This window comes from Bradyrhizobium sp. AS23.2 (assembly GCF_001908185.1).
Lineage (GTDB): Bacteria > Pseudomonadota > Alphaproteobacteria > Rhizobiales > Xanthobacteraceae > Bradyrhizobium.
This window is the reverse complement of record NZ_LGHM01000043.1, coordinates 1-18,919: the sequence shown is the minus strand read 5'-3', so window position 1 is coordinate 18,919 and position 18,919 is coordinate 1. Positions and strand designations below refer to the sequence as shown.

The following is an 18,919-nucleotide window of genomic DNA, read 5'->3' as shown; positions in this document are numbered from 1 at the left end:
AGGCTCGGCGCGCACCTAGCGCGCGACATGGATTCGGTTGCGGCAACTGGTCTGCCGTGCCCGGGGATGAGGACAGACCAGGGAGGAAGCCCATGTTGAAGACGATCACGCTTGCCGGCGCTGCGATGGCGCTCGCCCTGAGCACCACGCCGTCCTTCGCAAAAGAGCTCAAATCGATCGGCGTCTCGCTGGGATCGATGGGCAATCCGTTCTTCGTCGCGTTGTCGAAGGGCGCCGAGTTCGAGGCCAAGAAGACCAATCCCAACGTAAAGATCACCACCGTCGGCTTCGAATACGATCTCGGCAAGCAGGTGACCCAGATCGACAATTTCATCGCCGCCGGCGTCGACCTGATCCTGCTCAACCCCGGCGATCCCAAGGCGATCGGCCCGGCGATCAAGAAGGCGCAGGCCGCCGGGATCATCGTCGTGGCCGTAGACACCGCGGCCGAAGGCGCTGATGCGACCGTCACCACCAACAACGTCCAGGCCGGCGAAATCTCGTGCCAGTACATCGTCGACAAGCTCGGCGGCAAAGGCGAGGTGATTATCGAAAACGGGCCGCAGGTCTCTGCCGTGATCGATCGCGTCAATGGCTGCAAGACCGTGTTCGGCAAGAATGCCGGCATCAAGGTGTTGTCCAGCGACCAGGACGGCAAGGGCTCGCGCGAGGGCGGCCTCACGGTTGCGCAGGGCTATCTGACCCGCTTCCCCAAGATCGATGCGATCTTCGCTATCAACGATCCGCAGGCGATCGGCACCGATCTCGCCGCGCGCCAGCAGAACCGCAGCGGCATCATCATCACCGCGGTCGACGGCGCGCCCGACATCGAGGCCGCGCTAAAGGATCCGGGCTCGCCGCAGATCCAGGCCTCCGCCTCTCAGGACCCGTTCTTCATGGCGCGCCGCGCCGTGCAGGTCGGCGTCGGCATCTTGAACGGACAGAAGCCGGCCTCGACGGTCGAGCTGCTGCCGTCAAAGCTCGTGACGCGCGACAATGTCGGCGAATACAAGGGCTGGACCTCGGACCGCTCGCAATAGCGCCTGATCCGGGCAAGTGCGTCACCATGCGGGTTCCGGCGCCGCCTCTTGCAGGTGGGGCCGGAGCGCTGGATGCAGGCCTCCGCCAAACTGTTTCCGCATTGCCGTGTGCGAGGTGCAAAGGCGATAACTCGTCCCCGCATCGAGCTGTTGACCGGACCCGGGCTTGGGGCATGTCAAGCCTTGATCTTCTGCGCGATGCTGGCAGAACGTCTTTCGGGGCAAAGGCCGGAGTTCATGGTGTTAGGCGTCGTCGTACTGGTTTTGCTGCTTGGGATCGCGTTTGCTGCCGGCTATTTCACGCGCGATTACGTCTCCCGCAAAAGGCGGGCTGAGGCGCGCCGCTGGCGCGAATATACTGAGCCGGATTGGCTCAAGGCCAACGCACCTGCCAACACCAACGAGGTTGCAAACATCAATCGGATTGCGCCACCTGCAACCGGCGAGCTCGGCCAGATGCTGGATCGCTGGGAAACCAGGGCACGCGCCCGCCGCACCGGATAACCGCGCGCCCACAATCAGGTCAGCTATTCTGACCATCTTTTGGCGTTGCGGTTGCTGCCAATTCTCGTCTAGAAACAGCACATCGAGCCTCCCGGCAACCAACCGTCAACGGTTTTGACCGAGGATTTCAGGGCTTAAAAGGGTCTGGCAATGCTGATTCGCGGCCAAATCGATGGGATTTCGGGGGAGGTGGCTCTGGCCGCCGCCACGATCCCGGCCGCGCTGCTGCCCACCCTCCTTATCGGCGGCCTTCTTCTTACTTGCCCCTGAGGGCCGGCTGGGCGCCACGCGCCTGGGCACTCAGGGGTTGTACGAGATCACCGGACACCTCAAGCGCCCAGTACTGAACGGCGCAAAAGCTCAAAAGGAAATCTAGTAATGGCCCCCGTGAACAAGTCCGAGAAGGACCGCGTCATCATTTTCGACACCACGCTGCGCGACGGCGAGCAGTGCCCCGGCGCCACCATGACCTTCGAGGAGAAGCTCGAGGTCGCCGAGCTGCTGGATGATATGGGCGTGGACGTCATCGAAGCCGGTTTCCCGATCACCTCCGAAGGCGACTTCCAGGCGGTCAGCGAGATCGCCCGCCGCTCCAAGAACGCCGTCATCGCCGGTCTGTCCCGCGCTCATCCCGCCGATATCGATCGCTGCGCCGAGGCGGTGAAATTTGCGAAACGCGGCCGCGTCCACACCGTGATCGCGACCTCGCCGCTGCACATGCGGGTGAAGCTGAACAAGACCCCGGAGCAGGTGATCGAGACTTCGGTCGCCATGGTCGCCCGCGCCCGCAACCAGATCGACGATGTCGAATGGTCGGCCGAGGACGGCACCCGCAGTGAGATGGACTTCCTGTGCCGCATCGTCGAGGCCGTCATCAAGGCCGGCGCCACCACGGTGAACATCCCCGACACCGTCGGCTACACGGTGCCGGAGGAATACACGTACTTCATGAAGACGCTGATCGAGCGCGTGCCGAACTCGGACAAGGCGGTGTTCTCCGTGCACTGCCATAACGACCTCGGCATGGCGGTGGCCAACTCGCTGGCCGGCATCGTCGGCGGTGCGCGCCAGGTCGAATGCACCATCAATGGCATCGGCGAGCGCGCCGGCAACGCCGCGCTGGAAGAGATCGTGATGGCGATCAACGTCCGCAACGACAAATTCCCTTACTGGAACAAGATCGACACCACGCAGCTCACCCGCGCCTCGAAGGTGGTATCGGCGGCGACCTCGTTCCCGGTGCAATACAACAAGGCCATCGTCGGCCGGAATGCCTTCGCGCACGAGAGCGGCATTCATCAGGACGGCGTGCTGAAGGATGCCTCCACCTACGAGATCATGCGGCCCGAGATGGTCGGCCTGAAGCAGTCCTCGCTGGTGCTCGGCAAGCACTCCGGCCGTCATGCCTTCGTGCACAAGCTGGAGGAGATGGGCTACAAGCTCGGTCCGAACCAGCTGGAAGATGCGTTCACGCGGATGAAGGCGCTCGCCGACCGCAAGAAGGACATCTACGACGAGGACATCGAGGCGCTGGTCGACGAGGAGATGGCGGCGTCGCACGATCGCATCAAGCTGACCTCGCTGACCGTGATCGCCGGCACCCATGGCCCGCAGCGCGCAACCATGAAGCTCGACGTCGACGGCCAGATCAAGATCGAGGAGGCCGAGGGCAACGGTCCGGTCGACGCCGTGTTCAACTGCATCAAGCGCCTGGTGCCGCATGAGGCCAAGCTCGAGCTCTACCAGGTCCACGCGGTGACCGAAGGCACCGACGCGCAGGCTGAAGTCTCGGTGCGCTTGTCGCAGGACGGCCGTTCGATGACGGCGCGTGCGGCGGATCCGGATACGCTGGTGGCCTCGGCGAAGGCCTATCTCGGCGCACTCAACAAGATCGTCATGAAGCGCCAGCGCGATACGGTGACGACGGCAGCGGCAAGCTGACGTCCATTCTCACGCGGTCAATCGGCAGAAACGCGGCGCCCTCAGCGCCGCGTTTTTCGTTCATCGTGTCGTGCGAGCCGCTCCCCTTCGCTCTCGTTTCGGATACCGCATTTTTGCAAGCGGCCCCCTGCTAAGGGGCAATAGCACCTCCGCCGGCTTCCCTATAAAGCTGGCTTCAAGTCTTGACTTTAAGGCTTGTATTTAAGGGTAGGGGCCGGCGATCCGCGCTCCACAAAAATGTGCGGGAGGAAGCATGCGGAAACTGATTTGGGCTGCGGCATCGATTGCGGCCTTGACCGGAGCGTTGGCGTTAACCGGACCGGCATCGGCCCAATCGCCGATCATCATCAAGTTCAGCCACGTCGTCGCCACCGACACGCCGAAGGGCAAGGCGGCCGAGAAATTCAAGGAACTCGCCGAGAAGTACACGGCCGGCAAGGTCAAGGTCGAGGTCTACCCGAACTCGACGCTCTACAAGGACAAGGAAGAGCTCGAAGCGCTCCAGCTCGGCAGTGTGCAGATGCTGGCGCCGTCGAACTCCAAGTTCGGCCCGCTCGGCATCCGCGAGTTCGAGGTGTTCGATCTGCCCTACATCCTTCCCGACCTGAAGACGCTGCGGAAGGTGACGGAGGGCCCGCTCGGCCTCAAGCTTCTCAAGCTGCTGGATTCCAAGGGCATCACCGGCCTTGCTTATTGGGACAACGGCTTCAAGCAGATGAGCGCCAACAAGAAGCTGGTGACGCCCGCCGACTATCAGGGCGTGAAGTTCCGCATCCAGTCCTCGCGCGTGCTCCAGGCCCAGTTCAAGGCGCTCGGCTCGCTGCCGCAGGTGATGGCGTTCTCGGAAGTCTACCAGGCGCTCCAGACCGGCGTCGTCGACGGGCAGGAGAACACCTGGTCGAACATCTACACCCAGAAGATGCACGAAGTGCAGAAGTACATCACCGAGACCGATCACGGCTACATCGGCTACGTCGTGATCGTGAACAAGAAGTTCTGGGATGACCTGCCGGCCGACATCCGCGACCAGCTTGCGAAGGCGATGAAGGAAGCGACCGACTTCAACAACGCGCAGTCGCAGAAGGAAAACGACGACGCACTTGCCGAGATCAAGAAGAGTGGCAAGAGCGAGATCATCAAGCTCACGCCGGAGCAGGACGATGCCATGCGCAAGGCGATGGAGCCGGTCTACAAGGACGCCGCAAGCCGCATCGGCCAGCCGCTGATCGACGAGTTCCAGAAGGAAGCGAAGAGCACGACGAACTGATCTAAACAGACATCTAAACAGACGATGAGTGATGAATGAAGGGCTTCCGTGCCGGGCGCGGAAGCCCTTTGTTGCGAATGATTTCAGATTGTGACTGAACTGAAATTCAGGGCAGTGACATTTCCGTAAGAACGCGCTCCCTGTCCAAGTTGTAATTTGCGCGTCAGCGGTTCGGCGCTCATCCTCATGGGCATCCTTCCAAAGGAGGTTCGTATGAGGAAGTTCACCATCGCCGCCATCGCCGTGCTCAGCATCGCCGGCTCGGGCGCGGTCTATGCCCAGTATCATCGCCCGTGGATGGAGCACTTCCGCCACATCCGCATGAACCCGGAAGATCGCGCCGCCTTCGTCGACGCGCGGATCGCCGCCGTCCATGCGGGGCTGAAGCTCAACGCCGATCAGGAGAAGCTCTGGCCGCCGGTCGAGGCTGCCGTGCGCGAGTTAGCCAAGCTGCGCATCGACCGCGCCAATGCGCGGATGAATGCGGCCCCGGGCGACGCCGACAAGCCTGAGGATCCGGTCGCTCGCCTCCGTCAGCGCGCCGAGGACATGGCCGCCACCTCAGCGGCCCTGAAGAAGATCGCCGATGCCGCAGATCCACTCTACAAGACGCTCGACGAGGGCCAGAAGCGGCGTCTCGCCATGCTGACCCGTCACCGTGGCCCGTTCGGTGGCGGCGAGGACGGCTCGCCCGGCCGCTTCATGGAACGCGACATGAACCGCATGATGGACCGTATGATGGAGCGGGGTATGGACCGCTTCCACGGCGATCGTTTCGACCGGGACAGCGGCCCGGACCAGGACAGCGAGGGCCGGCTCTGAGCCTTCGAGGGTTTTCCGGAGATCAACCTTGGCGAAGCCGCTGGAATCCAGCGGCTTTTCGCTTTTTGGGGCCTGTGGACGAACTCTTGGAAAACATGCATCACATCGCTTGCCAGACCCGGATCGCTTTGCTAAACGACCGGCCTCGCAAGGCATTGACCGCCTTTCGGGCGCATAGCTCAGTTGGTAGAGCAGCTGACTCTTAATCAGCGGGTCCCAGGTTCGAGCCCTGGTGCGCCCACCATATAAATCAAACACTTAGTAGCCATTGGCAGCGGACAGACCTAGAACGGTCGGCAGGGTTTGCTGCTCGGTTTGCAGTTTTTGTTCGTAATTCGTTCAAGAGGGAAGGTCGCGATCGTGCACGAAAGGCGTTGGGAAGTCGTAGTGCATGGCGGTGTGCGCAGCTCTCACGTTGATCCCGAATCGGCGCGCGCTGAGGCACTGCGAGCGAAACAAAGAGAGCCGAACAGGCATGTGGCGGTTCGCGATCCGAACGGGATTTCGACGCCCGTCGACTAAGCCCCGTACTTGGCCTGCATCTTGACGTGCGCCTGTTCAGCCAGTTCGGCTTGGCCGCCGAGATAGTTGGCGCCAATGATTCTCTCGACATCCTTCAGGCTATGACCAGTGATCGCCGCTATCTCAGGAACGCTGCATCCAGCCATTGCCAAGCGCGTCACGCAGCTACCGCGCAGATCGTGAAAATGCAGATCGTAGTCACCAAGGTTGGCCCGATCGAACGCTTGGCCCATGACGATCGGAATCCATCGCTCGTCCACGGTTCGCCATAGCTGTTGCGCAGAATTGGGCCTTCAGCCTTTTCCGGCCGGCGCGCATCGAGCAATTCCTTCAATAGGCCGCCGACCGGGATCACCAGTCGCTTTTTCCGTTTACGGCGACGCTGTTTGTTCGGCTCCAATCGAATACAGGTGCCATCGTATTGCTGCCAGGCGACGCTGATCAGCGTGCCTTGCCGCTGCCCCGTCCAGAGCGCCATGACCAACGCGTCACCGAGTTCTCTTGATGCCACGGCGAGGAACGCGTTGATGTGTTCGTCTCGCCAGATGATGTCGCGTTTGGCGATCTTGACCGCCGAAGCCATGGCCTTTTCCACATTGCGCTCATCGACCGGCAACCGCTCCGTCGGGAGCCCCCACATTGCGGGATTTCGATCCGGCCAATGTCGCAGTTGGGTCAAAGTGCGACTTGGCGGGGAGGGGAGCTTTTAGCGCAATGCGGACGTTTGAGTTGATGACAAGGTCGTCTAAGAGAGCCATAAGCCGACGTGATTACTCGTGAATAATCTAGTAGCCCGGGCCTCGGAGCGGCACTGGTCGAGGTTTTGGGATCAATCCGGCCGCCGGGGCCGAGCAACCACCCAGTCTCTAAGCGGAACGCAAACCTGCCCCGCGCCGGAAACTAGATTGCCGACACACCTTCTTGACGAAGCGAATGTGGGCCAAGACGTGTGCGTGGGGGCAGTCGCGAACTGTTGTATCTCAAGCGTTCGGCCGCCGCGGAGTTGGCACTGGATAGCGGGCATAGAGCGTGTCGACGCGGTCCCGCCACATCGCGACGAACGCGCCCGAGGTGAGACGATCGACCGACTTCCATTCGCGTTTGAGCGCCGGCAGCGTGTTGCCCCAGATGGCGCGCTTGCACCATCGCTCGCCCTTCGCCGCGCCCTCCTGGGTTGCGCACATCGATTTCCAGGCAATCCGCTGCGGATGGCTGATGTGTTCGGCGGCTCCTTCCCCGCCCTGCTGATGGATCAAGTAGAGATCGGAAAACGTCGGCTGCTTGTGCGTTATTACTTCGAATAGCGCAGCCTCGGTGACGAACTTGTAGGCGGCACCCATCGCGTTGTCGCGAGGATTGAGAATGTCGCCCGATCCGTATTTGCTGAACTCAGACTTGCTCAGCTGGAACAGACCGATATAGGAGCCGGTGCGTTGCCTGGGATTGAAATCGGATTCGATTTTGGCGACCGCCTTCATGAAATTGGCATCGACACCGAACGCCTTGGCCGCGCGTTCGATCTCCTGGACGGGCGTTCCGAGCGGGACGCCGCTCAACGCCGACAAGGCGATCTTCGCGGGTTTCTCCGGCGGCGGGATTTCCGAGTAGACGTAGTACTTGAGATACGACAGTTGCCCTTCGTCTGGATTGGGCGAGGTAGCGCGCGGACGGTCCTGCTCTGGAGCTGCCTCGTTCTCGGGCGGCGCGGCCTCAAGGCTGGCGACCTGCGACATTCGCCCTTGCCGCAGCGAACTGGTTGCATCGGACGGCATCACCGAGTCCGGCGCGGCGGCGCTGAATCCCGCAGCGACGATCGCATTAGCCGATGATCCTGTATCGAATTTCGCCTCGATGACCGGGGTCGGAAACGCTGCGCGGGCATTTGTCAGGACCGTCGTCACATTCAGCGGGACGGCGCTGAATGCATCAGCAACTCTCGCATTCGGCGTTGCGACGCTCGGGAGCGATATCGCGATCTGATGAATCGCGGCAAGCGATGTCGTGGTCAGCGCGCAGGCAATGCAGCTAACTTGCCAAATCTTCAATGTCGCTAGCCGCGCGGCCGCGGTTCCCCCATTCATATCCCCGACTTGGCACACAGATTTAAGGAGGCGAAGGGAAGACAATAGGGCGCACCTGTGGCGCAGGTGCGGCCAGTCTCGGCCGCGTCGCCAAGATCGCCTAAATTGGAAGTTGCGGTCTTGATGCGCCTCCTCCGAGGAACAGGACGGTCGATAGCGAACTCGAAGGGCGCGCGGGCATTCCACGGGGCGCGCAAATGCGTTCGCCGAAGCTACAGCGCGCGAACCGTTGAGCGCTCAGAGTTTCGACCGCAACCGATCGGCAACCTGGCGGGCGATCTCCGCCGGCGCCTCATCGGGGATCGGGAAGACCGAACTGACATTGATCTCGCCGAGGACGTAACTGTCGGTGCCATCAGCGCCGGCTCGGCCGAGCATGAAGTCGGCGTCCCAGATCATCGGCAGATCGTGCTTCGGGATATCCAGCAGGGATAAAAGCTGCGGCGTCCACTCGTCTTCCATCAACCGGCGCAGGCGCTGGAAGCGCGGGTCGGTCTTGGAGGTGTAGAGTCGCGGTCCGGCTTCGGCGCGCGCGGCCGGCGCCTCGACCAGCGCCTTGACCTTGTGGTGGCCAAAGCCGGCGCAGCGATCGCCTGCCATATAACACCGCACCACACCTTCGCTCAGGCGCGCCTGGAACGGCTGATCGATCACGCAGCCTTCTTCGAAATACTCGGTGCACCGCTCGAGAAACTCGTCCAATGCCATGTCCTCCGATGCGTCCTTGGTGGCGTCCAGCACCCGTACGATCGGCGGGGTGCCTGGATTGGGCAGCAGCTCGACCTTCCAGACGCCCTGACCGCCATTGCCGCGGTTGCGCTTGATAACGCGCGGCCCGATGGCGAGGCGTGACGGCAATTCCACACGCATTGCTTCGGTCGTTTGGTAGAGGGCCGTGTCGCAGCCCCAGCTCATCGTCCGGGTACGATGGAGCACCTCCTTGGTGCCCATCGTGAGGATCACATCGGGATGGGCGCTTACCCACACGCCGCGGGTCGCGACCTCGCGCAGCAGCGCGTCGAGGTTGGCGCGATTGCGCCCCTCGTGAATCGGATTTACCCAGACGAGCACGCCATCGAACGTTGCGAGCTGTGCGCGCACAGCGTCGCGGACATCGTCCTCATATACCACCGGTTTCGCATCGACGCCGATATCGTCGAGCGCGGCGAACACGTCCTTGAACCGGCTTGTCTCTGGCGAGGCACTGCGGCGCGCCTCTTCATCGCCGCGCCAAAGGATGGCGATGCGGCCGAGGCGAGTTGTGGGCTTAGACATGCAAAACGGCTCCGGATTCGTTGGTCGATGCGATTGCTTATTCGTTACACGTGTAGCATCAGGGCAGGGCGGCCCGAGCGGGCGGGATCGGTCGCTACGCTAGACAATCAGGACCGCGCCTGAAGCCAGAAGCAGTACCAGGACGATCTTGCGGAATGCAGCCTCGTTGAGGCGGCCGAACAACTTGAGACCGAGCCAGGTGCCAGCGAACAGGGCAGGGAGTCCGATCAGAAAGAGCTTGATCGTATCCGCGCTGAGCGCGCCTTTGGCGCCGATCCACAGCGCACTCACCAGGAACGTCGCCACTGCGACCGGTTGAAACACCGCACGCTGCACATCCTTGGGCCAGCCGCGCAGTTCACACCAGATCGTGACGAGGATTCCGGCGAGCCCTGTAATGCCGCCCAACGCGCCGTTGAGGAATCCGACAACGGCATCGACTGCAGCACCCGGTGATTTCACTGGCGCGATCGCAGGACGAAACATTGCATATAGGCTGTAGAGAACGAGAAACACACCGACACTCGCGCGGACAAAGGCGGGATCGCTCCAGGTCAATATCGTCACGCCAGCCGGCACGCCGAGTGCCGCGCCAAGGATGAATGGCCTGAGCCGTCTCCAATCCAGCGCACCACGCAGTTTCCACACAGAGTAACCTTGCACAATCAGCCCAAAGGCGATGATCAAGCTGGCGCTCTGAAGGGGAGTGAGGATGTAGAGCCAGATCGAGGCGGCGATCAGGCCGAATGCAAAGCCGGAGAGACCCGCGACGAGAGCACCGGCAAAGGTCGCAACAATGAAAAGCGGAAGCTCAAGAGATATCCCATCCATGTGTTCGCTCCATAACAAAGCGAACAGCCCTTGCATGGGAAGACCCACTTGACGGGGAGGCTGCTACGTCCCCAAAGCGCACACTAGTACGAACGCCGAGAAAGCTCAATCGGCGTTCAATGCGGGCCGTGACTCATTCACCGTGACTTGGCTGGAATCGGTTCCTCGTCAAACCGATCATACATCGGGGCCTATATTGTGATCCCGGAACTGCTCCGTCGAACAGGCGTTGCGGTCCAGACTGATAAGTCAGTCACCTACCAAATATCGCAGGGAAATGTCATGTCGGCCCGAACACTCTTTCAGGTTTTGCTCTGCTCCCTAGCATTCGTCTTCATCACGCCAGCCCATGCGCTCACCCAGGAGGAGCTCACAGCCAAGCTGCAATCCGCGGGCTACACGAACATCCGGGACATCAAATCTACGGCCGAAGGCATCGCCGTTAAGGCAACGAAAAACGGTAAGGATGTATCGCTCGTCGTCAGCAGTGGCCAAGTCAAGGAACGGCAGTAACGTTCGAGAAACTGCATTGCTGGCGCCTTCCGTAACAACTTCTGTTATGCCGCCCCTCAGTATTTCGGTCGGTGCGAATTGGCCCATTCGCGCGCATGCCATATGGGTTCGCGCGGCGGCAGGCTCGCTCGCATCTTTCGGGTCGTCGGTAGATCCTCCATTAAAGCGCGCCAGCGACAGAAGGCCGGAAATTTCCGGTACAGAGATTGGCCTTCGTCGGTCAGGCCGAAGGCAAACGTGGAGGGCAGCAAGTAGAAATCGGCAAGGGTGAGCTCTGATCCGATGAGATACTGCCCGCCATGGGTGAGTTCGCGCTCGATCACCGAAAGCGCGAGCTCCACCTTGGGCAGCGCGTGCGACACCACCTTTTCGTCGGAAGCGATCCCAAGCTCCGGAAAGACCAGACGCTCATGCGTCACGTGATAGATCATGTAAGGGTAGACGTAGGAATTGACCACGCTGATCCATTGGTTCATGCGCGCTCGCGATCTCGGGTCTTGCGGAGTGAGGCGCGGCCCCTCGAACTCCTCATCAATGTACGAGACGATCGCGCTGGTCTCATACAGAATGAAGTCCCCGTGCCTGAAGATCGGAACCCGGTTGAAGGGATGCAGTGAGAGATGTTCGGGTTTGCCCATCACCGGTTCGAGGTCCTCGAACCTGTAGGCGATGTCCTTGTGGGTGAGGACCAGCCGGACGATGTTGACGAACGTACTGCGCGGAAAGCCGTAGACGATGGGCTCTGACATCTGACTATCTCCAGTCAAAATCGATCAATCCAGTCGGGCCGGGCGCATCATCGCCAGAACGGCGTATCGGCCTGCTCGAGGGCCTCTTCGCGGGTGAGCCCGAGGTCGGCAAGCAGGTGTGGGTCATCAGCGATGGCCCGCAGACCGGCGCGCTGGTGCATCCGCTCGCTGCAAGCGAGCAATCGGTCGAACAGAGCCGACCATGAACTCGTTTGATGACCCTCGGACGTCGTTCTGCGCCAAGGCCGGGGAAGACGCTCGCTGTTAGCAAAAAGCGTTGACATCGAACCGCTCCTAAACCCATGATTTCGAGTTGCCGTTGCCTCCATACGGCCGGCCGGGCAAAGCCCGCAAAGCATCGTTTCTCGGGCCTGCCCCAATTTTTCTAATGAACTCCTGGGAAGCACAGCGATGCGCCCGCGTTTACCGCCACTGAATGCGTTGAAGGCCTTCGAGGCGGCAGCCCGGCATGAAAGTTTTACACGCGCTGGGGAGGAGCTGTGCGTTACCCAAGGGGCGGTCAGCCATCAGGTGAAGGCGCTGGAAACTGAGCTGGCGATCAAGCTGTTCAATCGTGAACGCCAGCGGCTGATCATCACCGAGGCAGGGCGTGACTATCTCGCTGTCGTGCGCGATGCGCTCGATCGTATTGCCGCCGGCACGGAGCGTCTGCTGCAGCGGCAAAGCGCGGGCGTTCTCACAGTCAGTACCTCACCGGATTTCGCAGCCAAATGGTTGGTCCATCGGCTGGGCCATTTTGCCGAGGCTCATACGGGAATCGACCTTCGTGTTTCCGCAACCCTGCATCACGTCGATTTCGCGCGCGAGGAAGTTGATCTTGCTGTGCGTCATGGCGATGGCAATTGGCCGGGCCTAGACGCTGTCAGGCTCAGCAACGAGCGCCTTTTTGCCGTGTGCAGTCCAAAACTCCTGTCGGGTCGCCGCCGTCTCGACAGAGTTGGGGGCATCCTGAGGTTTCCCTTGATCCATCTCGACAGCCGCGCCGACTGGGAGAAGTGGTTGCGCGGCATTGGCATAGATGACGCTGGCGTCATCCACGGGCCGGTCCTCAATCGGGCCAGCATGGTGATCGATGCCGCAATCAATGGGCAGGGCATTGCACTTGCGCGCACCACATTGGCGGCTTGGGACCTGATCAATGGCCGGCTTGTGATGGCCTTCCCGGAATCGTCCCCGGTGTCGAAGACCTATTGGATCGTTTGCCCGAAGGCGACCGCGGCGCTGCCGAAGATCGCAACGTTTCGCGAATGGCTACTCGCCGAGGCGTCGAACGACCTGCGCCAGCTCAAATCGCTCGCCAGGACTTCCAAGGCGAAGCCGCGGTCAGGCTAACCGAATGTTCCTAGGCGAACCTCGGTTGTTCGTGCTTGCGGCGATCTGCGAGGCAGAAGGTACGGCACTCACCCCTGTGTGGGGCCATCAGGATTGGAAGCCGGAACAGTTTCTGTCCAAAGAGAATCCTCGGCAACCCAGCGAATTTCCTTTTCGCCTACTAGCAATCACCGGGCTTCTTTTCGGAGGGCGCGGGCTGAGCCGCACCAGCAGTCATCTTCTCTGATTGCTCGGAGGGCGCGGGCTGGGTTCGGTCGGGCGTGCCCATCGTCGTTTTGTGTGGCTGCCCCGAGGGTGCGGGCTTGGTCTCCCGGGATTGCTCGGCAGCGGTAGACTGGCCCTGCATCTGGCGTTGCGCATCTTCTGATGATGTTGCAGCACCTTCCGTTGCCTTGTTCATTGCGGCTGTTGGTGAATGTTCCTTCGAGTTTGCCGCTGCGGAACCTGTGGTCTGTCCGGTATAGCCATGTACATTGCCAGAGCCCGCATCGCGGCTTGCAGTGTTGCAGGGACCGGCAATGGCGGAGCCGGCACTGAAGGCAAGTACCGCGGCCAAGACCGTAAGTTTGTTGGCAGCAATCATAGCCGTTCTCCTCGCGTTAGGCCCTCGGACGATTGAACAACAGTAAGGGGTTCTCTGTTCCGAAGAGCGGGACCGCAATTTGCGCTCGTGCGCGTCCTTTCAGAGATCCGTCGAAAATGGGTGCGCGACCGCTATGACGGCCGCCTTTGACCCTGGCTGTGTAAAAACGCGAACTCCGGCGGATGGCGGAGAATCTACTTCTCAGATCACGCGGCACCGAAGCTCTGTATCCTCTTCGCAGTCTCAGAAGCGGTGTTTGAACGGTGCTATCATTGCGTTCTCGGTCTGCAGCCGCGTCCTAGTGCTCCTCTCCGAACCAAAAATGGCCCGCACCGTTAGTGTTTATGGAACGGAGAGGAGAGATCATGCGACTCCTTGCATTAGCAATGGCAATATCGTTGTCCTTTGCGTTGGCCCCCGCATCGGCCGAAGATTCTGGGGTGGCCAAAACTTACAAGCAGGGGCAGTCTGCTCCGGTGCAGCCAGACCGAACGCCGCAGCAATCAGACCAGTCTCGCGACCAGGAGCGGGGGGCGAGGTGAGAACGTTCAGATTGGACGCGACTGGAAGGCTGAAGAAAATGCCAGCCGAACCGCTGGCGAGCGCGAACGGTCCGCTGTTAAGCCTGACGAGGACCATCAAACGGTCGGCCGTGACTGGAAAGCGCATCCTGAACGTGACGAGAACCGTTGAAATCGGCAGTAGGCGGACTTTATGCGAGGGGTCAGTGATTGCCCAGCGGGGTGCCGCTGCAGAGAGCTGCGTGCAGGGTGGCTTGATCAAACTGAAGTGAATGGCCGGCGGAGTTGGCAGGCATCGGTGTTGCTGGTTCCGAATTGACAAGCAATTCCGCTTTGGCAAACTCACGGCCATGGGGACGGCGATCTCCCCATGAGGCGACATGCCCAAGTATCGCGTCCGGAGTTTCCGAGAAGGACGCAGCATGTCAACCGTCAACGACAGGTTTTTGCCAGATCGTTCAGCACCTTTGCTGGGGGTGAAAAACCTGACCAAGCGCTATGGAAGCGGGGGCGCCGCCATCGACGGTGTGACGTTCTCTGCCGTCGCGGGCGAAATCCTGGGTATCATCGGTCCGAATGGCGCTGGCAAGACAACGCTGCTGGAAGGCGTTGCCGGACTTCTGCCAGTGAATTCCGGCGACGTCTTTTGGCGCGGAGAGCCGTTACGCGTGGGTTGTCGACGGGACGTCATGTTCTACCTGCCTGATGGCGTTCGTCCATATCAAGATCAGTCGGCGCTGCAGGTCGTGTCGTTTGTCGGCAACGTTTTTCGGCGGTCAGACGCAGATATCAAGTCGGCTATCGAAGCGCTCGGGCTAAAGCCGGTGCTGCGAAAGCGCGTGCACTCGCTGTCAAAGGGCTACGCCCGACGCCTGATGCTGACCATCGGATTGCTTGCGCCGCATGACCTGTTGCTGATGGACGAACCGTTTGACGGGTTTGACTTGCGGCAAACACGCGACGTCATGGGCGTATTGCGCCGCCAGACAGCGCGCGGACGCACGCTGATACTCTCGATTCATCAGTTGCGAGACGCCGAACGGATCTGTGACCGCGTCATCCTGCTCTCAGCGGGGCAGGTGCGGGGAGCCGGAGAACTCGCCGAACTCCGTGCGCAGACAGGACTGCCGAACGGATCGCTGGAGGATATCTTCCTTGCGCTCACGTGAGGCATACGTGCGACCTACCGCACCGATCGTTCCGCTGCTCGCAAAGGAGCTCCGCGAGATCTCGGCCGGGCGAGCACTTTGGACCATGTCGCTGTTGGTCTGTCCGCTCGTCGGATACAGCTTCGTCCAGGCAGTGGCGCTCTACAGCGAGTCAAGTGCCGCTGCCCTGCAGTCGCCAGTTCTGGCGAGAAGCCTGTCACCGCTTGATGGAATCCTCGTTCCGACATTCGGCTCGTTCTATGTGGCGGTGACATTGTTGTTTCCCTTCGTGGCAATTCGGGTCTTGGGTCAGGAGAAGGAAACTGGCGCATTGCGCCTGCTCATACAGTTGCCGTACCGACGCTCGACGCTTGTCCTGGCAAAACTATGCGCTGTGCTTACGGGTTGGCTTCTGGTGAGCATCCCAGCGCTTTCCGCGCTCGCGCTGTGGATCATCCTGGGTGGCCATCTCGCCGCGCCAGAGACACTGAACCTCCTCTTTGGTCACTTGCTGTACGGTCTGCTGGTCGGTGGCATCGGGCTGTTTGCGGCGACCATTTCCGACAATTCGGCGACGGCTGCCATCGTTGCGCTCGCCGTGACCATCGGTTCATGGGTGCTCGACTTTACGCTCGCGGGCCGCTCCGGCTGGTCGGCGTGGTTTGCACAGTTGTCGCTCACGCAGACCTTGCGGCCGTTTGAGGAGGGGCTCCTCTCTGCCGGGCTGGTGCTGGGCATAGCCACCGTGATTGCTGGGCTCACTGCTCTCACGATCATCTGGTTGCTGCCCGGATCGCACCGGCGGACGAAGTTCGCGCGCTCCCTAGTCTGCCTCTTGATGATCGTGCTTGCTCTCGGCGCCGCTACTCAGGTCAGGAAATCTGTAGACGTAAGCGAAGATCGACGAAACTCGTTCTCTGCAGCCGATGAACGGTTGCTCGCGACGCTTCGCTTGCCGCTGGTCATCACTGTGAACCTCGCTCCCGAGGATCCCCGCTACATCGATCTGCGGCGGAATGTTCTGGCCAAGCTCGAGCGGGCCATGCCGGACGTGGCGATTGTTCTCGCGGGCGCGCGGCAGAACGCGCCGGGTTCGCCCGGTGCTTATGGTCAAATCAAATACATCTACGGCAACCGAAGCGACGTGAGCCGATCGACGAGCCCGCGAGAGATACTGCCGCTACTGTATGCGCTCGCGGGCGCGCAACCGCCCGCACCTGGCGCGGGCGAAGAGTATCCGGGCTATCCGTTGGTCGCGAGTGCGGACCCGACACTACTCTGGTTCTTTGTTGGATTGCCGCTTCTGATCGCACTCGCGTGGTGGTGGATCCGCCGTCCAGCTATCAGGCCCCGTTTCGTCGACAAAGGAGCTAAGTCATGAGCACGAGAAAAGAGCGCGCAGCAGCGGTGTTTGCGGCAGTCGGACTCGTCGCACTGGCTTTGCCTGGCCTCGCTGCCGGGCCAATCAGGATCGATTTCACGGGTGAAACGATCGGCGCGGAGCCCAAGTCGTTCGTGCCGGTGGTCGGTACATGGCGCATCGAGGAGGATAGCGGAAAGAAGGTCCTCACGGTTGATGGTCGCCAGTGGAAGGAAGGGCAGGCATCGGGAGGTATCGCCGACAAGGCTCGTGCGCTCTACGGTGAGCGTTACGCCGAATTTCTCGATCGCGTGCAAGCCTACGCTTATTACCCCTACGCGGTCGCGCCGAAGATCGACAATTTCAGCGGAGGTGAGATTTCGGTGCGTTTTGAAGGCCTGTCCGGTCGGATCGATCAGGGGGCGGGGATTCTCTTCAATCTCAAGCCAAATGGCGACTACCTGACCGTTCGCGCAAATTGTCTGGAGGACAATGTCGTCCTTTGGAAGTTCGAGAAAGGCAAGCGTTCCGCGGTCAAATGGGTACGGAATACGCCAACCCCGACCCGCCAGTGGCATGAGCTCAAGGTCCGCATCAACGGTGCGAAGGTCGAAGGCTATCTCGATGGCAAACTCTATCTTGAGCACACCTTGGCGCAGCCGGTTTCTGGCCGGATCGGTCTGTGGTCGAAGGCCGACAGTCACATGTATTTCACAGATTACACCGTAGCAGCCACCACTGATTGAGAGAGCGTGTAGCCGTTTTCGCGATCTCGTGCTGCTCGAAGCTGAAGTGAGGCCGGTGATGGCCAAACTGCTGGAGGGCGGGCTCGAAATCACGGCTGTCCACAACCACTTGCTCCGCGCGAACCCGGCGACATTCTACATGCATGTCAGCGGTCACGGCGATCCCCTCAAAATGGCCGGTGTGATTCACGATGCTCTGGCCGCCAGCAAGACGCCAATGACGGTCGCCGCCGCGGGTCCGGCACCTGCCGTGGAGCTCGATACGGCGCAGCTCGACAAGATCATCGGCGTCAACGGCCAGAACAATGGCGGCGTGTATGCTTTTGCCGTGCCGCGTCGCGATCCGGTGAACGAAAGGCGGAATGCAGATTGCGCCGGTAGGCCCGATGGGAGTGGCGCAAGCGATCAACTTCCAACCGACTGGGGGTGGCAAGGCGGCGATCACGGGCGATTTCGTGCTGACCGGCAACGAGGTCAATCCGGTGATCAGAGCACTCCTCGAGAACGGAATCGAGGTGACGGCGGTCCATAGCCATATGTTGGACGAACAGCCAAGGCTGTTCTTTCTCCACTTTTGGGCGAATGACGACGCGGTAAAGCTGGCAAAGGGACTTCGATCCGCCCTGGACAAGACGGCCAGCACCAAGAGCTGGGAAACAAGATTGATTCCGCGCGCCGGATACGCAGGCGCGCGGCGTCAGGCACTTTCATGATGAGAAAGATCGAATGCGAAACGTTGTTCTGACTTTATCTCTATTGACGGCTGTCCTTGCTGTGAACGCGACCGCTCAGGCTCAAACGTCCTGCAGGGGGTGCGCCGAGCAGCAAAAAGGCGTGTATGATGAATTACGCCGGACCAGCCTGCAAGACCGAGTACCAGATGTGCCTCAAGGCCTGCAAGAAATGAGGGAGCTAAGTTGGCGAGCTTACGCGTAGGGCGGTTCATCGCGGTATTTGCCGGCATCGGGAGTCTCGTTGCTCTCGATGTCGGCGTTGCTGTCGCAGGAAAGTTCCGGAAATTACCCGTCCGCAGATACGCGCAAAGTTGTCGGACAAGGAAGTGACCGATCAGGTCCACTATCGCGACGTCTATGAGCGCCCGTGCTGTTTCGCTGGAAGATCAGCAATCCGGCTCTGATCGCGGCAACGGTATCGGCTATCCACTGTTGCAGCCGGCGTGGGTGATGGTGAAATAGCAGCCAGCAAGGAGCGCCTGGTTGGATTGCTCTACCTACGCTGCCAGGCGCAGAGCCCGGATCGCTGTCGTGTATCTGACCAGTGGTCCCTCCTCAGGATCGTTGCCGTGGAAATGAATGGCGGCGCCAACCGGAATTTTGCGCGGTCTGCCATATTCCTTGACGGACGCGGTCTCGACCACCTGTAGGCCCGGATTATTGGCGAAGGCAGTGAGGGCGGCGAGTTCGGCAGTGCTCGCGCCACCCGAGCGCCACGAAGCCTCGAACACGCCGGATCGCCACTGTCCGCGCCCATCAATGCCTTGTCCGACGTCGTAGTTGCGGCGTGAGGCCAGGAAGCCGGGAAATTTGGCAGCGTTGCAGTCATATCTGCGAGCCTGGTTTACGGCGAGCCTCGCTTCGGCTTCCATGGGAAGACCCTCGAGTGCTGACCAGCCGCCCCGAACACAGATGAGATGCGCCTAGCC

The 18,919-nt window shown here is 60.9% G+C and carries 19 protein-coding genes, 1 tRNA gene and 1 pseudogene; 12 read left to right on the top strand and 9 right to left on the bottom strand.

What is annotated here, in order from left to right; translation table 11 throughout:
• The first annotated feature begins 92 nt into the window (after positions 1-92).
• From AC630_RS09770 to AC630_RS09745, 6 genes are all read left to right on the top strand, one after another.
• On the top strand, positions 93-1,040 hold the full coding sequence (locus tag AC630_RS09770; protein ID WP_074118330.1) for an ABC transporter substrate-binding protein: 948 nt from the start codon (positions 93-95) through the stop codon (positions 1,038-1,040).
• A gap of 240 nt (positions 1,041-1,280) precedes the next feature.
• Positions 1,281-1,544, top strand: a complete 264-nt coding sequence (locus tag AC630_RS09765) for a hypothetical protein (RefSeq protein WP_074118400.1) — start codon at positions 1,281-1,283, stop codon at positions 1,542-1,544.
• A gap of 378 nt (positions 1,545-1,922) precedes the next feature.
• A complete protein-coding gene (locus AC630_RS09760; RefSeq protein WP_074118328.1) occupies positions 1,923-3,485 on the top strand; it encodes a 2-isopropylmalate synthase in 1,563 nt (520 codons plus the stop codon).
• Positions 3,486-3,738: 253 nt separating this feature from the next.
• The gene (locus tag AC630_RS09755; RefSeq protein ID WP_074118326.1) at positions 3,739-4,752 is read left to right on the top strand and encodes a TRAP transporter substrate-binding protein; all 1,014 of its coding nucleotides are present in this window, start codon (positions 3,739-3,741) and stop codon (positions 4,750-4,752) included.
• Positions 4,753-4,965: 213 nt separating this feature from the next.
• Entirely contained in the window at positions 4,966-5,574 is a 609-nt protein-coding gene (locus AC630_RS09750) for a Spy/CpxP family protein refolding chaperone (RefSeq protein ID WP_208866992.1), read from the top strand.
• 168 nt (positions 5,575-5,742) lie between these two features.
• Positions 5,743-5,818 (top strand) — tRNA-Lys (locus AC630_RS09745).
• Between the two features lie 274 nt (positions 5,819-6,092).
• Here the strand turns inward: AC630_RS09745 and AC630_RS43630 are convergent.
• The 5 genes from AC630_RS43630 to AC630_RS09725 all read right to left on the bottom strand — a co-directional run bounded on the left by AC630_RS43630 (position 6,093) and on the right by AC630_RS09725 (position 10,319).
• Positions 6,093-6,257, bottom strand: coding sequence for a hypothetical protein (locus tag AC630_RS43630; RefSeq protein WP_167561164.1), 165 nt, complete (start codon positions 6,255-6,257; stop codon positions 6,093-6,095).
• Positions 6,254-6,679, bottom strand: a complete 426-nt coding sequence (locus AC630_RS09740) for a site-specific integrase (protein WP_143197934.1) — start codon at positions 6,677-6,679, stop codon at positions 6,254-6,256. Before AC630_RS09740 ends, AC630_RS43630 begins: the two co-directional genes overlap by 4 nt.
• A 397-nt stretch (positions 6,680-7,076) precedes the next feature.
• Entirely contained in the window at positions 7,077-8,141 is a 1,065-nt protein-coding gene (locus tag AC630_RS09735) for a transglycosylase SLT domain-containing protein (RefSeq protein ID WP_074118320.1), read from the bottom strand.
• 273 nt (positions 8,142-8,414) lie between these two features.
• Entirely contained in the window at positions 8,415-9,452 is a 1,038-nt protein-coding gene (locus AC630_RS09730; RefSeq protein ID WP_074118319.1) for a Cj0069 family protein, read from the bottom strand.
• A 99-nt stretch (positions 9,453-9,551) separates the two neighbouring features.
• Positions 9,552-10,319, bottom strand: a complete 768-nt coding sequence (locus tag AC630_RS09725; RefSeq protein ID WP_245330326.1) for a sulfite exporter TauE/SafE family protein — start codon at positions 10,317-10,319, stop codon at positions 9,552-9,554.
• Between the two features lie 246 nt (positions 10,320-10,565).
• On the opposite strand from AC630_RS09725, the gene AC630_RS09720 reads away from it, so the two are divergent.
• Positions 10,566-10,796, top strand: a complete 231-nt coding sequence (locus tag AC630_RS09720) for a hypothetical protein (RefSeq protein WP_074118315.1) — start codon at positions 10,566-10,568, stop codon at positions 10,794-10,796.
• 56 nt (positions 10,797-10,852) lie between these two features.
• On the opposite strand, the gene AC630_RS09715 is transcribed toward AC630_RS09720, so the two are convergent.
• Entirely contained in the window at positions 10,853-11,545 is a 693-nt protein-coding gene (locus tag AC630_RS09715) for a glutathione S-transferase family protein (RefSeq protein ID WP_074118313.1), read from the bottom strand.
• A gap of 47 nt (positions 11,546-11,592) precedes the next feature.
• Complete coding sequence (locus tag AC630_RS43625; RefSeq protein ID WP_143197933.1) at positions 11,593-11,829, bottom strand: DUF1127 domain-containing protein; 237 nt, start codon at positions 11,827-11,829, stop codon at positions 11,593-11,595.
• A gap of 127 nt (positions 11,830-11,956) precedes the next feature.
• On the opposite strand from AC630_RS43625, the gene AC630_RS09710 reads away from it, so the two are divergent.
• Positions 11,957-12,898 carry a transcriptional regulator GcvA gene (locus AC630_RS09710; RefSeq protein WP_074118311.1) on the top strand — a complete coding sequence of 314 codons (942 nt, stop codon included), beginning with the start codon at positions 11,957-11,959 and terminating at the stop codon, positions 12,896-12,898.
• A 160-nt stretch (positions 12,899-13,058) separates the two neighbouring features.
• Here AC630_RS09710 and AC630_RS46205 read toward each other — a convergent pair whose 3' ends face one another.
• Entirely contained in the window at positions 13,059-13,481 is a 423-nt protein-coding gene (locus AC630_RS46205; protein WP_208866991.1) for a hypothetical protein, read from the bottom strand.
• A 943-nt stretch (positions 13,482-14,424) separates the two neighbouring features.
• On the opposite strand from AC630_RS46205, the gene AC630_RS09700 reads away from it, so the two are divergent.
• The 4 genes and pseudogenes from AC630_RS09700 to AC630_RS09685 form a co-directional block, all read left to right on the top strand.
• Positions 14,425-15,171, top strand: a complete 747-nt coding sequence (locus AC630_RS09700; protein ID WP_074118310.1) for an ABC transporter ATP-binding protein — start codon at positions 14,425-14,427, stop codon at positions 15,169-15,171.
• Entirely contained in the window at positions 15,113-16,531 is a 1,419-nt protein-coding gene (locus AC630_RS09695; protein ID WP_283808404.1) for an ABC transporter permease subunit, read from the top strand. The genes AC630_RS09700 and AC630_RS09695 overlap by 59 nt, the downstream gene beginning before the upstream one ends.
• Positions 16,528-17,256, top strand: a complete 729-nt coding sequence (locus AC630_RS09690) for a hypothetical protein (protein WP_074118306.1) — start codon at positions 16,528-16,530, stop codon at positions 17,254-17,256. The genes AC630_RS09695 and AC630_RS09690 overlap by 4 nt, the downstream gene beginning before the upstream one ends.
• 22 nt (positions 17,257-17,278) lie before the next feature.
• Positions 17,279-17,906 (top strand): annotated as a pseudogene (locus tag AC630_RS09685) (LppY/LpqO family protein); the annotation flags it as partial.
• A gap of 581 nt (positions 17,907-18,487) precedes the next feature.
• Here AC630_RS09685 and AC630_RS09675 read toward each other — a convergent pair.
• The gene (locus AC630_RS09675; RefSeq protein WP_283808406.1) at positions 18,488-18,904 is read right to left on the bottom strand and encodes a DUF3182 family protein; all 417 of its coding nucleotides are present in this window, start codon (positions 18,902-18,904) and stop codon (positions 18,488-18,490) included.
• Positions 18,905-18,919: the final 15 nt, after the last annotated feature.